The 16,281-nt window shown below is 28.4% G+C and carries 9 protein-coding genes; 3 read left to right on the plus strand and 6 right to left on the minus strand.

Features of this window, described 5'->3' with window-relative positions; translation table 11 throughout:
* Positions 1 to 13 precede the first annotated feature (13 nt).
* The 3 genes from RSC72_RS11270 to RSC72_RS11280 all read right to left on the minus strand — a co-directional run bounded on the left by RSC72_RS11270 (position 14) and on the right by RSC72_RS11280 (position 2,992).
* On the minus strand, positions 14 to 1,165 hold the full coding sequence (locus RSC72_RS11270) for a hypothetical protein (RefSeq protein WP_332578512.1): 1,152 nt from the start codon (positions 1,163 to 1,165) through the stop codon (positions 14 to 16).
* Entirely contained in the window at positions 1,162 to 2,403 is a 1,242-nt protein-coding gene (locus RSC72_RS11275) for a tyrosine-type recombinase/integrase (protein WP_332546633.1), read from the minus strand. The genes RSC72_RS11270 and RSC72_RS11275 overlap by 4 nt, the downstream gene beginning before the upstream one ends.
* 415 nt (positions 2,404 to 2,818) lie before the next feature.
* On the minus strand, positions 2,819 to 2,992 hold the full coding sequence (locus RSC72_RS11280; RefSeq protein ID WP_332546631.1) for a hypothetical protein: 174 nt from the start codon (positions 2,990 to 2,992) through the stop codon (positions 2,819 to 2,821).
* Between the two features lie 610 nt (positions 2,993 to 3,602).
* Here RSC72_RS11280 and RSC72_RS11285 point away from each other — a divergent pair.
* The 3 genes from RSC72_RS11285 to RSC72_RS11295 all read left to right on the plus strand — a co-directional run bounded on the left by RSC72_RS11285 (position 3,603) and on the right by RSC72_RS11295 (position 7,219).
* Positions 3,603 to 4,025: an SRPBCC domain-containing protein gene (locus tag RSC72_RS11285; protein ID WP_332546629.1), complete on the plus strand. Its 423-nt coding sequence runs from the start codon at positions 3,603 to 3,605 to the stop codon at positions 4,023 to 4,025.
* 460 nt (positions 4,026 to 4,485) lie between these two features.
* Positions 4,486 to 6,699 (plus strand): catalase/peroxidase HPI, encoded by a 2,214-nt coding sequence (katG, locus tag RSC72_RS11290; RefSeq protein WP_332546627.1) that lies wholly within the window; start codon positions 4,486 to 4,488, stop codon positions 6,697 to 6,699.
* Between the two features lie 307 nt (positions 6,700 to 7,006).
* Positions 7,007 to 7,219, plus strand: coding sequence for a hypothetical protein (locus tag RSC72_RS11295; RefSeq protein WP_332566018.1), 213 nt, complete (start codon positions 7,007 to 7,009; stop codon positions 7,217 to 7,219).
* 59 nt (positions 7,220 to 7,278) lie between these two features.
* Here the strand turns inward: RSC72_RS11295 and tamL are convergent, their stop codons facing one another.
* The 3 genes from tamL to glsA all read right to left on the minus strand — a co-directional run bounded on the left by tamL (position 7,279) and on the right by glsA (position 16,271).
* Positions 7,279 to 9,627, minus strand: coding sequence for a translocation and assembly module lipoprotein TamL (gene tamL, locus RSC72_RS11300; RefSeq protein ID WP_332566017.1), 2,349 nt, complete (start codon positions 9,625 to 9,627; stop codon positions 7,279 to 7,281).
* On the minus strand, positions 9,627 to 15,119 hold the full coding sequence (locus tag RSC72_RS11305; RefSeq protein ID WP_332566016.1) for a translocation/assembly module TamB domain-containing protein: 5,493 nt from the start codon (positions 15,117 to 15,119) through the stop codon (positions 9,627 to 9,629). Before RSC72_RS11305 ends, tamL begins: the two co-directional genes overlap by 1 nt.
* Positions 15,120 to 15,242: 123 nt before the next feature.
* Positions 15,243 to 16,271, minus strand: coding sequence for a glutaminase A (gene glsA, locus RSC72_RS11310; protein WP_332545757.1), 1,029 nt, complete (start codon positions 16,269 to 16,271; stop codon positions 15,243 to 15,245).
* Between the last annotated feature and the right edge of the window lie 10 nt (positions 16,272 to 16,281).

Consider the following 16,281-nt stretch of genomic DNA (forward strand, 5'->3'; position numbering starts at 1 on the left):
AGTAATCAGTGTTTTAATTAATTGATTTCCAAAGGTGGTTTTTATAATTTTCAATTATATGATTTGAGTTTTTGTTCAAAAAAACGTAATTTTTTATTGATTGTTCGCTTGCTGAATTAACATTTAGATATTTTGCCAATAATTTAGGAAGTAGTTTAGATAATCCTTCCAGATACTCTGAATCTTTTAAAAATGATAATACTGCATATAATTTGAATAAATTCTCTTTTTTTGATAAACTAATATTAAAAGTATTTCGACAATTATTATACTCAACATTTGAATATTTTGTAGGATTAATATTTGTTAGATTATCCAAAATTACTCTAATCATGTATTTGTAATCTTCATTATAAAATTCACGTAGTAATATTATTAAAGCTTTATAGATTAAATAGTTGTGATTATTTTTATTTAAATAATTTACACTTTCTATAATAACATTTTTATCAAATTTTGATAGAGGGATTGATCGTTCAATATTTAAACTTCCATTTAATAGACTTAATAGTTCATTTTCTTGAATTTTTGTGTCAAATGAATCAATTGATTTTACATTGATTAATGGAATGTAATCAAGATTTAATATTTTAAAGAAGTTATTTATTTCGAATGTTAAATTAATAAAAGTGTGCGTATTATTCGATTCTTCTATAGTATTTAGAATATTGTTTTTTAATAATCTAAAGGCTTTTGTATGATCGAAAATAAAAAATGAAAATAGACAATCTTTTAAATGAAATTGTTGTTTATTTTCAAATTCTAAATCTAGTTTAGCTGTGTTTTGTATTATTTTAATATCTAAATCTTTAATATATTTAAGTTTTAAGTTACAAAATATTGGGTTTATTAAGATTGTTTCAATTTCCTTTTTTATAGATATTAAATAAGCTATATAATAACCTGTTTCAAATAATTTAGAATATTCAAAGATGTTTGTAGAATATTTTTTTTCAAAAAACTGAATATTTAGATTTTCAATTTCAATCAATTGATTTCTAAGTAATGGAAAATGATAGTCTATGTAATCAAATAGTGTAATTATTTCATTATAACTCAGGTATTCATTTATCGAATCTAAAAGATTTTCAATTTCAATATCTCCATTTTTGTTTAAATGAACTAAAATCTGATTCAAGGGACTGTTTATTGTTAGTTTGTTCATTTAGTTTTGTATTTAACTGTATTCCAAATATCCATTTCCTTCTGCTTTTGAACTTCTTCAATTTTAACATAGCGTCTGAAAGATTTTTCATCTTTACTATTAGTTATATTTCTTAAAACTCGTTCATTCATTCCTAAGATTAAACCATTTGTAATAAAGGTTTTTCGTGCTACATGAGAAGTGATTAATTGATATTTTTGAAATGTCTTATTAACTCTTTCAGTTCCAATGTATCTCACTAACTTAACTTCATCAAGCCATTCTAATTCTTCACAACAATCTTGAATTTTTTTATTTAATTTCTGCGAATAAATTTTAGGAATTGGATTATAAATTGTGTTTTTATATTTTTCTAAAATAGCTTTAGCAAAATCATTTAATGGAATAATATGATCGTTAGTTTTGGTTTTTATCAAGGATAAATTAATATAATCGTCATAAATATTTGCATTATCAAGATTGTAAATATCCGAATGACGTAAGCCTGTAAAACAACCAAAACAGAAAAAATCTCTTGCTCTTTCCATAGATTTATTTTCAAATTTATGATTGTACAACTCCATTAATTCATCCATTGAAAGGTAAATAACTTCTATTTCATCTTCAGTACGTTTTATTCGTTTAAATTCAATAGAATTATGATATTGTCGATCAAAACTCCATTGCATAAACGTTTTTATGATAGAAATTAATTTACCGTAATAATTATTTATCGTTTTGCGCTCTTCAAAGCAGTAAAGCATAAATACTTCCTCAAATTTCTTATTTATAGAATCGAAGCGTAATGGATATTTTGTAAAAGTTTTAAAATCATTTAGGAAATTCTGAACAGTAGTATATTTTTTAATTGTTCCAGTAGCTTTAGTTAGTTTAGAAACATCAATAAACTCTTGAAATGCTTCAAAAAAGTCGATAGAAACTTTAGTATTATCTTCATCAAATCTTTCATTAAATATTTGTTCTGAAAAATCGATTTCATTGTATTCAAAAAACTTGAAAATAAATTCTACTTTTTCTATTACAGTTTGGATTTCTTTATTTGAAGCTTTATAAAATTCATAAAACGCACTCTTTTTATGATTATTAATTGAATAGTTATCTTTATTCCAGTCAATGTCAATGGTTTTCGCATTAATATTCTTACGAATTCTAGCTTTTCCATGCGTAACAACTAATCTAATAGGAATCAGACCATCTTTGTTTATTTTATCTTTCCTTAGCTCAAAATGATAATTCATTATAACAACTTTTAATTAGGGGGTCAGAAAGGGGGTGTTTTTGAAATTAAAATAGGTTAAAATTAATTAAAACAAATTCATATAAAACACTAACTGTCTGTTATATAATGTGTAAAAATACATTAAAAGCTGACAAAAACAAACAGAACTCCAAGTGGGACCACAAAAGCACCTTTTAAAAGGTGCTTTTTTTAGTTAATAATGCTGATTGTTAATGATTTATATTTTGCTACATTTTAAAATCATCATTTTTCACCATTGTTTTGATACCCAAATAATTTTACTCATCAATGAAGTACATTTTAAGCGAGTATATCAATAGAATTTTTAAAATTGAGTTTTAATTACTGATATTTAATGTTTTAAATTTGATAAATTATTTTCCACCTATTAAGAATTTATTGAATAGGTCAAATTAAATATCCAGCTCATATCTCACAGAACGTCCTGCACCTTCGGTAGTCAAAACATTTTTATCTACTAAATCTTGTAAATCACGTGTTGCAGTAGCTTTAGAAGTTTTGGTAATGGATATGTATTTCTTTGCAGACATTTCGCCTTCAAAGCCTTCAGCTCCTTGATCTAACATATTTAGAATTTTGATTAGACAAAAAATAAGTGTGATTGACTCCAGTTCTAAATAATTTGCAATCAAAAACATCTTTTAGTTGATATTTATCGCAAATAAATTTACCTATTTCTATGGGTGATACGATTGACGCTATTACTGGAAAAATTTTCATTTAAAAAGAACATTTTCTGTGATTTTGGCTAAGATACTAATAAGCTAAAAATCATATACAAACTATCATAAAATAATCTCTCTGTCGTATAATGAGACTTATGTGTCAAAAATTCTTTACAATAGATTACTGTTTTACATCAAACAAAGAATAATTATGTTTTTGTAGCATAGTAGTATTAGATTTTAATAATATTAAAAAGTATTTTATGGTTGCAATTTTTACAATACGAATGGTCTCGATTCTCTATTAATTGATTCTGTAAATTAATATATATGGTGAATAAAAGACAATTGGTAAATTGAACAAAATCTTCTTTGATTCTTTCCTGTCTTCTTTTATAGAATATTTACCCTTGTTTCTGTAGTAGGGATTAAATTTTTATTGCCATGTTGTATAAAAATATAGATTTATAATAACGTAATAATATGTATTTTAGATTAAAATAAAATCATTATGAAACCATTAGAGTATACAATACAAATAAATGCTACGCCCGAAAAAGTATGGCAAGTACTTTTTTCACAAGATGCTTATAAAAAATGGGCTTCTGCGATGAATGAGGGAACATATTTTGAAGGAAATTGGGAAGAAGGTAGCATTATGAAATTTTTGGATTCAAAAAATAATGGTATGTATAATCTTGTTGAAAAAAACATTCCAAATAAAGAATTAAGGATGAAGCATCTTGGATGGATTTTGGAAGGTGAACTTGCACCTCAAAACTGGGAAGATTCTACATTAGATTATATTTTAGAAGCAAATGAAAACGGAACACTTCTTATTGGGAAAGTAAATTCTTTAGATGAATTTGTTGATTTTTTTAATTCAAAGTATCCGAAAAATTTTGAAAACATTAAGCATCTCGCCGAAGAATAAATATGAGATTTTTTGGTATTAAAATTCTATTCTCGATACAATTTTTATTCATTTCTAAAAATCACTCGAACAGACGAATTTTAATTCAAAATGAACAATAGGTCTGTAAATAATGAAAAAAATCGCTTTAGGTGGTTGTCCTATAAGCGATTCATGAAAAATTAGTAAGTTTAGAATGTTGGTTAGTAATTCGGTTATTGTTTTTCGATTGATTTCGTTATTATCTATACTTCAAAATTCAGAAAATTATTTAGTATAAAAAATCCCTATTTATAGCTAAATATTAGATGAGGTTAAAGAACACTTCCTTTTTAATTCTATTATAAATATTTTAGATAATATCTTATACATAATAGTTTTAAATTATCGAGAAATAAAACAATACAATTCAAAAATCTGCAAACGATTTGTTATATTTATAATATTTACAAAAAGTTTAGACGACAATAAAACAATCAATATGGAAAACAATTCAAACGACATTAGTAAATGTCCATTTCACAATGGATCTATGGATAAGCCTGTAGCTGGTATGGGAACAACCAACGAACAATGGTGGCCTAATCAACTAAAAGTAGATATTTTACGTCAGCAAAATAATAAATCTAATCCGATGGATGCTGATTTTGATTATGCGACAGCTTTTAAAAGTTTAGATTTAGAAGCGGTTAAAAATGATTTGAAAGCATTGATGACAGATTCACAAGATTGGTGGCCTGCGGATTTTGGTCATTATGGACCATTTTTTATTCGTATGGCTTGGCATAGTGCAGGTACATACCGTGTGCAAGATGGTCGTGGTGGTGCAGGTGAAGGTCAACAACGTTTTGCTCCGCTAAACTCTTGGCCAGATAATGTGTCTTTAGATAAAGCACGTCGTTTGATTTGGCCAGTAAAACAAAAATATGGTAACAAGATTTCTTGGGCAGATTTAATTATCTTAACAGGAAATGTGGCATTAGAATCAATGGGATTCAAAACACTTGGGTTTGCAGGTGGACGAGCAGATGTTTGGGAGCCAAATATTGATGTGTACTGGGGATCAGAAAAAACATGGTTAGAAGAAAGTGGAGGCGAAAATAGTCGTTATTCTGGTGATCGTGAATTAGAAGATCCTTTGGCTGCTGTACAAATGGGATTAATTTATGTTAACCCAGAAGGTCCAGATGGTAATCCAGATCCGTTAGCTTCTGCAAGAGATATTCGTGATACATTTGCTCGTATGGCGATGAATGATGAAGAAACAGTTGCTTTAATTGCAGGTGGACACACATTCGGAAAAACACATGGAGCAGGTCCTGCTGATAATGTAGGTCCAGATCCAGAATCTGCAGGTCTTGAAATGCAAGGTTTAGGATGGAAAAACTCTTTCGGGACTGGTAAAGGTGCAGATACAATCACATCGGGTATAGAAGTTACTTGGACAAGTAAACCAACAGAATGGTCGAATTTATTTTTAACTTATCTATTAGGTTTTGATTGGGAATTGACAAAATCTCCAGCAGGTGCTCATCAATGGCAAGCTAAAGATACAGGGTCAATAATTCCTGATGCACATGATCCAAGTAAAAAACATAAACCAACAATGTTAACTTCTGATATTGCTTTACGAGAAGATCCTGAATATTATAAAATAAGTAAACGATTTTTAGAGAATCCAGATCAATTTGCAGATGCTTTTGCAAAAGCGTGGTTCAAGTTAACACACCGTGATATGGGACCTCGTAGCCGTTATTTAGGTGCAGATGTACCACAAGAAGAATTTGTTTGGCAAGATCCTATTCCAGTAAGTAATTCAGCTATAATTTCTGAATCTGATATTACAGATTTAAAAGCAGAATTATTAAATACAGGCTTATCAGTTTCAGAATTAGTTTCAACAGCTTGGGCTTCTGCTTCAACTTTCAGAGGTTCTGATAAACGTGGTGGAGCAAATGGAGCTCGTATTCGTTTGGAGCCACAACGTAGTTGGGAGGTGAACAATCCGGTACAATTAAATAAAGTTTTAACAGTTTTAGAAGATGTAAAAGCTAGATTTGATGCTACAGGTAAACATGTTTCTTTAGCAGATTTAATTGTTTTAGGAGGAGCTACAGCGATAGAAAAAGCAGCTAAAGATGCTGGTTCTGCAATCACAGTTCCATTTATACCTGGAAGAGAAGATGCGTCACAAGAGCAAACAGATGTAGAATCTGTAGCTTATCTAGAGCCAAAAGCAGATGGGTTTAGAAATTATAGAAAATATAAAAATAGAGCTGTTTCTACAGAAGAATTATTAATTGATAAAGCACAATTATTAACTTTAACTGCACCAGAATTAACTGTTTTAATAGGAGGAATGCGTGTTTTAAACACAAATTTTGATGGTTCGAAACATGGTATTTTTACAGATAAACCAGGTCAGTTGACAAATGATTTCTTTGTGAATTTATTAGATATGAATACTAAATGGAAAGCGATGGACGATCATAGCGAAGTTTATTTAGGAACAGATCGTAAGACTGGAGCTCCGAAATGGACTGGATCTCGTGCTGATTTAGTGTTTGGTTCTAATTCTGAATTGAGAGCAGTTGCAGAAGTTTATGGAAGTGCAGATTCTCAAACTAAATTTGTAAATGATTTTGTTGCAGCTTGGAATAAAATAATGAATGCAGATCGTTTTGATGTAAAATAATCTTACAATAACATATATAAAAAAAATGGAGGTAAATTTATTTACCTCCATTTTTTTTATTTAATCCACTACCTGTTAATGTGTTATATTATCGTAAAAAGGAATTTATAGTTAACAAAATTTGTCCACCTCAATGTCTCTTTTATAAATTATTTATCTAATAAATATTTTCTAATTTTATTCAAAATCATTTATTCTCAAAAATTATTTTTTCAAAAACTACCACCTTTTATTTTTATAATGATGTAGAACTACATTAATTATAAATTAAATATTGATTTATCGAAGTATAATAAAATGTTAGGTTATGAAAATAATATTATTGATTTGTCTTTTGGTTTGTCTGCCTTTTGGTCTAAAAGCAGAGAAAAAAATGAATGAAGTTAATTTAAATAATACTAGTACAGTTACTTCTTCTAAAAAGAGTACTACAATTGATACTTATGAGGTTGGACTTGTTTTTATTGCAGCAACAGTAGGATATTTGTTCAGAAGGAAACTTTTATTATTCAGAAAATAAATAGTAATAAAAGCTTCAATTTTCAGAAAAAAGAAGCCTTTATTTTTCTTTAAATTTTATTAAAAAGGATATCCAATTGCAATGTTAAGAATCAAATTGTCTTTTCTCCAATCTTTGTTACTAAAGTCAATTTTATCAAATGCCCAGCGATCACCTTTTTCGTAATAAGGTACACGAAGCGGCATGGCTAGATCTAAACGAAGTACCATTATCGAGAAATCGAAACGTAAACCGATTCCAGCTCCAACCGCAATTTCGCTCATAAAATCTTTTGAGAATTTACCACCAGGTTTATCAGGATCATCATTCACCAACCAAATATTACCAGCATCAGCAAAAATAGCTAAGTTTAGAAAACTAAATAAATTTGCGCGATATTCTGCATTCAATTCTAGTTTGATATCTCCAGATTGATCAAAGTAAAAATTAGCATTTTGTGTTCTAGGATCATAACTACCAGGACCTAATGTACGCGCTCGGAATGCTCGAATACTGTTACTTCCTCCAACAAAAAATTGTTTAGAAAACGGAACAAATTCTGAATTACCGTAAGGATAAGCTATTCCACCAATAAAACGTGTTGCAAAACTAGATTTTTCGGAAATTTTATGATAAAAACGGACGTCATGTTCCATCTTTGCATATTGACTATATGGTATTTTGAAAATTTCTTTTTGATTATCTTTTTTTACATTTGCTCCAGAAATTAATCCTGTAATATTTGCAGCTAAATCAACCATTCCACGGTAATAGAATGTATTTTTTTTAGGTAACATTGTGGTTGTATACGTGTAAGAATAAGTTGGTCCAAAGATTAATTGCTTATCTACAACTCGTTTTAAACTAGGATTTTTGATAGATCCATCAGGAAAATAAATTTGCTCGTTATATTCGTCTGTTATTTTTTCTGGAAAAACTAAAGTGGCATCAAATATTTTTAAATCATGTTCTTTTTTTGCATTTTCTTTCCAAGTATAGCCAAACGAAGTATTGAAATTATGTAGCGTATATAATTTTGTTCTATTTTGATACTCATATCCAATATTTACATTGGTACGAGGTACAAAAGCACTCGAAGAATTGAAACGGAATGGCGCTATAATTCTCGGAATTGATAATTGAGAATTAAAACCTGCTCTAAAAATATTATTCCCGTTTTTTGGACCTCCTAATTGTACGTCAAAAGCACCGTATAAAGCCATTTTTAATTGTTCAGCTCCTTTGAAAATATTTCGATTTGTCCAATTTAAATTTAACTCACCTCCACCATAATTTGCAGAATTTGTACGTCCTAAAACTTCAAATCGTAAGGATTGAAAATCTCTTGGAGTTAATAAATAATAGGCATCAAATTTATGATTGATAGAGTCTGTAAGAACAAAATTATTTTTAACGAATTTAAAAACACCTAAATTAATTAATCGATTTAAGCTTAAATTATGATTTTCTCGGTTGTATAAATCTCCTTTTTCAAAATATAATGCACGGTCGAAAATCTTAGGTTTAAATGTTTTTTTAGAATCAATAACATAATAATCTTTGTATGCGTATTTTGCTAAAGAATCGTTGTGCATAGGTATTTGAATTGATTCTTTTTTTGAGTTTCTAATATTAAAATTCGGATATACAATAACATTTTCTATTGTAAATTGTTCTTTTGCTTCTTGTGGTGTGTTATTTTTTAGCTTAACAAAAAGTTCTACGTGATGATTTTTACTAACCGTACTATCAGCTTGAACGATGATATTATCTGGATGAAAATAATAAAATCCTTTTTCTTTTAGACGATTATCAATGCGTTCTCGTTCAGATTTTATAACATCTAAATCAAAAGGTTGATTTGGTTTTAGTAATGTTTTATCTTTTGTTTTTGCAATTTCTTGGTTAATAATAGAGCTTGTATCTGACGGGAAATTAATTTGACTAATATAGTAACGGGCTTTTGGTTTTAAATTATAATATATTTCTGTTTTTTTATTTTTAGAAATCGTATCACTTACTGCTTTTGCATTGAAATATCCTTTGTTTTCGGAATAATTCACCAAAATGTCTTTGTTAAATTCTATATCAACATTGCTCAATAAAACAGGTTTTTCGCCAACTTTATATTTTAACCAATATCTAATTCCTTTTTCTTTTTTAGGCTCTTTTGTTATATTGTAAATGTATAATCGAGGTCTTAATCCAAAAAAACTTGAATTAGGTTTTGGAATAATTGTATTTTCTAATTGATTTTTTAATTCAGATTTTTCTTTTTTTGTCAAAGAATCACCTTCTACAGTTAGTTTAGAACCTGTATATAATTGTTGTCCTTCCTCTAGAAAACGAGTATTGCTACAAGATGAAACCATTAGAATTGTACCAATAGTTACAAGTAATTTGACTGCTATTTTGTAATTTTTCTTCATTATTTGGTTTCAGTTCTTTGGTTTTTCTTATATGATTTGTTCTGTTTTCTTTTCTCAAAAATTTCTCGAAATTTATTGTAATCAATTGTAATAATAAAACCAACACCAGTTTCTACAATTTGTCCTTGTAAAGCAACTTGATATTCATCTTTTCGATATGCTCTTAGCATATATCGTCCGTCGCGAGATAAGCTATAATCGATCGTAATATCGCCTGCAATATTTGTCATATTTTCGTTTTCTCGTGCTTGTCCTTCCAAACCAAAATAACTTCCAATAGATACTTTTAAACGATCATTTAGCAAACGTTTGCTTACTGCAACATTCAAATCTGTTCGTGTATTTTTAGAACCTGTAGAATAATCATCTTGTGTATCTAAACCAAAATCGATGTCAACTCCTTTTATTAGATCAGCTGCTAAATTGTTTAACTGCTGCGACAAAATATTACTTACACTTTGTTTAGCCATTGTTTCTGCAGATACTCCAGATTGACTTTGAAATGGATTTTCTCCGATAAAACGATTTAATAATAACAATGCAAAAACTTGTTTATTCATTTCTGCTTCATCATTTCTTAATTGCTCTAATTTTGCTTTTGTATTATCTAAAACTGTTGTTGCAACAGAAGGATTATCTTCATTCAAGGTAATGTCGAAAGTAATTTCGGGCTTCAATAATTCGCCATTCAGTTTTAGTAACGTGTTAAATGGAATACGTTGCTTGTACATATTCATTTCAGAAGAAGATAATCCAGAAATTTGTTGTTCTATCAAATCAATTGGAGCTGCTTCTGTTTTGTAAGCCGCTGTAATGTCTAAGTTTGCGGTTGTAGGTTCTCCAGTCCATGTGATTGTACTTCCTTTCTGAACATCAAACTTTCGTTTTAGTAAACTGACTGACATTTCGTAAGCTCCTTTTTCTACTTGATAAATTCCGACCAAAGTCACTTTTCCAGAAGGATCTATTCCTCCAGTTAATTGTGCTTCACCTTGTATTTTTATGAAATCGCCATTTGCTTTATCAATAATAAGTGAAGTTTTGGCATCTTTATCAATTTCAATATTAACATTAACGTCTAATCCTTTTATTTTTGTATCGCTACTAATTTCGTTTGGTTTGATCGTTTCTTGTAAAGCAATCTGATCTTGATCTATAAATTCTACAATACCATCACGCGCTTGTAATGAAGGCGAAGATTGAGGTAGGACGAATGTGAAATCTGTGTCTTCCGTTACTTTTAATTGTCCATTAACAATAGGTAAATCTAAATCTCCTTTTATTTGTAAAGTAGCATTAATAGCTAAAATACCGTACATCAAGGCATCGTTTGACTTTTGTGAATTAACGACTTTAAAATTTCGAGCGTTTGCGGTTAAATTGAAAGCGAAATCTTGATAATTTGACGTTAAAATCTCTCCATTTACAGTTAAAGAATTTCCATCAGCATCATTTATTTTGAAACGATTTAGTTCAATTCCTTTATTTGTAAAGTCAATTTCATCATTTATTTTTCTGAAATTACTACCTGTTTCAGCAACAGTTAATCCAACTTCATTGAACAGAATTTTTCCTAAAATAGAAGGTTTATCTACAGTTCCGGTTACATTTAAATTCCCTGAAATAAATCCTTCTGTATCTTTTATAGCATTCATAGAAAAACCTTGAATCGACTTCATTTCCAAGTGATTTATTGCTAATAACAAGTCAAATACACTTTCGTTGGTATTATAATCACCTGTAATTTTTAAATCATTATTGTTTCCAGTTAATACAATGTCTGCATTAATATTAGTTGGTGATGTGTTTTTAACTTTTGCTGTTAAATGACCAATTGGATTTCCGAATGCTTGTAAATCTGAGATTGTAAGATCAGATGTAAACGTCATTTCTTTGTTCAAATCTCTAATTTGTACTGTTCCATTTATAGTTCCAGCAGCAGGCAGATCATCTTTTTTAATTAATTCTGTAATCGTTTCGATTTTAAAATCCTTGATTTGAATATTTAGAAGACTTGCTCCATCATTATTTTCAGATTGAAGAAAAATCTCACTTCCATCTTTCGAAATTCTAAAATTATTTGCAACAATACCATCTTTTTTTAGCTGAATACTGTTGTCATTTCCAACTTGCCATTGTTCGTGATTTAAGATTAAACCATTTGGATTTAAGTTAATTTCGGTAATATCATTCAATGCTTTTACATTACCTGCAACCAAAAATTGTGTGGCATCTTTATCATCTTTTGTAGAAACAGTATAGTTGATAATATTTTGCGCAATATCTCCGTTGATATTAATTTTTTTGAGCTGAAAACTTTCACTTTTCAAACCTCCAATACTCAAATCATATTGTAATGCATTATTGTTATTAGAAATTTGAAATTTACCAGCATCAATTGTATTTTTATCATACGTTAAATTTGGAATTTCTCCATTTACTAAAATCTTTTGTGAGTCAGCTTCATACGTTGCATTTAAACTTATTGTTTCGAAATTCTTTAAATCTGGAACAAATTTTCTAATCAAATCATCATCTTTTATTTTGGCATTTAACGTAAAATATTGATGAGGATCAATTTCTATTTTCTGATCTTTTTCTTGAAAATTATAATATTCATTAAGTGTTGCAGATAAGGCACTAAATATTTGAGTGAGTTTAAATTTTCCTTTTAATTCAGCATCCGCAATTTGAGAATTTAAATTAATTTGATTTGAATCTTGTGTAGAAATGGCTTTTAAATTCATTTCTTGGATAGGAAAAATTTCTTTTGTATCTGAAATTGCAAAATCAGTAAGATGTAAAGAGCCGTTTAATTGATCTGGATTTAGATTAGAGAAACCTGCTGTTATTCCACCAACAATAATCATAGGTGTTGCGTAAAAACCTAATTTGTTGAGGTCTAATTTATCAATTTTTCCATTTATTTTTACGTCAGACAAGTCTTTTTTGTAAACACCAGAAGCCGTTAAATTAAGATTTGCATTTGGATCTTTTGAAAGTAAATGAGCATCAAAAACACCATTATTTATTTTGGCTTTTAAATCAATATTCTGATAAGTATAGTTGTTGTAATTAGCAGAAATAATAGTTCCGTTAATGTCAGCGTTTGCTATTTCAGGATTAAAACTTTGTCCTTTTACGTCAATTTTAACCGTTATTTTACCAATATCTTTGTTGCTAATGAGTGTACCGACATCCAAATTTTGTAAATCAGCTTTTACATCATATTTTTCAGCATCTTTTTTATGTAAATCAATTTTGGCGTCAATATTAGTATTTCCAAGAGAAGAAGTCAAATAAAACTGCGTATTTACAATTTGGGTTGTTCCTTTTGCTTTTCCTTTGATGCTTAACTTTGATGGAATTCTAATGTTGTTTGGAATTGTATTTTTTGGAACAATATTATAAATCGTTTTAGAAGAAGTCGAAAAATTCTGAATAGATAAGTCATAATATAATTTATCAGGATTCATCACATTTACGATACGTCCAGAAGCAATAATTGATAGATCATCTAATCCAGATAAAGCTAAATTATTAACCGTTAAATCATTTACTTTTCCTCTAACTTGTGTATTAATATTAAGAATTGCATTGGGATATTTATCAAAAGGAATCGTATTTTTTAATGTTGGAACTAAGTTTAAAATATCTGAAAAACCAATTTTAGAATTTCTAATTTTTGCATTTACACTAACATTTCCTGGATTTGAAGTAAGCTGATTAATTGAATTGTATGTTAAAAAAATTTCATCACGAAGCAATGTTTTCGGTGTTTGTAGGTGTAATTTTTTTAAATAAGTTTGCTTTTCGCCGTAAAGAAAATCGGTATTTAATCGTAAAATATTAAGACCTCTTACTTCTTTTATTTCTCCTTTTTTTACTGATCCTGCAATTGCTCCGTTAAACATTTTTAAATTTTCTAGATCAAGATTTAATTTAGAAAAGTTAAGATGATTATAATCCATTCCTTGCTTGGTGCTTGCAATTGCGGTATTGTTATATACAATTTTTGTATCGTCTAAAATCAATTTATTTAAAGACAAATTGATAGGAGTAGAGCTTTCTGTAGACGATTTTGAAGTTTGAGAAGTACTAGCTAAATGTAAATTAGCAGTGATATTTGAACCCTTTAAAATGATGTGATCAATATCGTAAATAGAATTTTTTAGATCAAGTTTATTTATTTTTGACTTGACATTGTTTAAGTTAACTTTTGCAAAAGTTTTTGAATTTTCATCTTTATAATCAACTTTAATTTTAGTCAAATTTATTTTGTTTAAACCAAGTTGTAAAGGTGCTTGAACAGCATTATTTTCGGTACTATTTGTTGGGTGAATACTGTTTGTTTTTTGGTTGTAATCTAAATCTAATCCATCTAAATTTATATCACCAATGTTGTATGAATTAGTTGCTAAATCTATTTTTTGAATGATTGTTTCAAATTCTTTTAAGCCAATTTTTGCATGCATTTTTGATTTATCATCACGATAATCAACGTTTATATCTGCTAAATTTATTTTGTTTAAGCCAAGTTGTAAAGGTACTTGATTTGTTTTTGTATCAACTTTATTTGGGGTGTTTGAAAAGTTATTTTTATTGATTTTTTGATTGAATTTTAAATTCAAACCATTCAAATTTATATCTCCGACAGTATATGAATTTTTGTCTAAGTCTAAATTTTTGATTTTTGTTTGAAATAATTTAAAGTTTAATTTGGCAAATAATTGTGTGTTGTCATCACCATAATCAATATCGAAGTTGGTCAATTTAATTCCGTTCAATTCAACTTTAAGTGGATTTTGTTTAGTTAAAGAATCTACTTTTTCGTCTACATTTTTAGCAATTTCTTTTACTAAATCTTGCTTTAATTTTAGCTGTAAACCGTCAATTAAAATATCATCAATTGCGTATGAGTTTTTATCTAAATCAAAGTTTTTTACATGAGTGTCAAACTCATTAAATGCTATTTTTATGTTATTACCAGATTGTTGGTCTATAAAAGAAATAGCAATTTTTTTCAGTTTTATTTTATCTAAAGAAATAATAAATGGTTTCGATTCACTTTCTTCCTCATCTTTTGTTGCAAAAGTATTTATGATATAATCAAAATTGAAAGTTCCATCAGGTTTTCGAATAACATTTGTATTTACACCTTCTAAATCAATTGATTTTATATCCGCCTTATTTTTTAGTAATTGCCAAATATCTAGACCAACATCAAATTTTTTGACATACAATAATGTATCTACGTCTTGACCTTGTAGATATAAATCTTGCATAACCAAACTGGTTGGGAAATCAACATAAACTTTTTCTAGACTTACTTTTGTTTGGATTTTTTCTTCTAAATAATCAACTAAATATTCTTTTACATAATTTTGAACAGCAGGTATTTTTAAACTGAAAACTAAACCAATCAATAATAAAGTTATTGTTAGTAGTGTGATTAATAAATACTTAATTGTTTTTTTTAGGTTGAATTTCAAAAGAATTGAGTTTTTTCGTTGTGTCTTAGCGTTTTAGTCTATCTTTTGTCTACAAGGATAATACCAAAATAGGTGATAATTTCTAAGTAAACTAAAAAATAAGAAGGTAAATTATATTTAGTATCAATCAAATAAACCTAATTCGTAACGATTTACTAAGTCTAAAATCATGTGATAACCAGCTAAAGAGTTTCCATGATAATCTAAAGAAGGACTAAAAGTACCGATACCTATTTTTCCTGGAACTGATACTGAAATTCCGCCTCCAACACCAGATTTACTTGGCAAACCAACTGTACGTGCGTATTCTCCACTAAATTCGTACATACCTGCAATCATCATTTGAGATTGAATAAGTTTTGCTAATTCTGCGTTTTTATACGTTTTATCACCATCAAAACGTGTGCATTGATGTGCAAAAAAGTAGCCTATTTTGGCTAAATCTTCTGCCGTTACTTCTATAGAACATTGTTTGAAATAATTATTTAATTTCTCTTCATCGCCATCAATTAATCCTGTGTTTTTCATCACATAAAACATTCCTCTATTGCGATTTCCGGTATCTTTTTCGGAATTATAAACAGATTTACTATAATTTATTGAAGGATTTTTGGTGATAAAACGAACCATGTCTAGTATTTTTTGGAATGGAATTTCGCCTTCACCCTCAATCAAAGATGTTGTTAAAATTGCGCCAGCATTCATCATCGGGTTTAAAGGTTTTCCTGAGTTATCTAAATTTGCAAAATAATTAAACGGTTTATCAGTTCCGAAATATCCCATTTTATCAAAAATATTTTTCTCTCCTTTTTCGTTTACCGCAATCATCAAAGAAATGATTTTAGATATACTTTGAATAGTAAATTTTTGATTTATATCACCAACATTTATTATTTTTCCATTTTCATCGACCACAGAAAAGGCAATTGCTTTAGCGTCCATTTTTCCTAATTCGGGAATATAATCAGCAACTTTTCCGTCTTTGTATAAAGCTCTATTTTTTTCTAGAATTTCAGTCAAAACTTTAGTAGAAATACTCGTTTTATTTGTCGTTTTTTCTACAGTTTGTTGCGCATAAGTAATTCCATTGATTGGTAAAAAACTCGTTAGGAATAATCCCAAAATTAATGTTGATCGTTTATTTTTTTTCATGATAAATCCG

It is taken from the genome of Algoriella sp. (assembly GCF_036647415.1).
GTDB lineage: Bacteria > Bacteroidota > Bacteroidia > Flavobacteriales > Weeksellaceae > Empedobacter.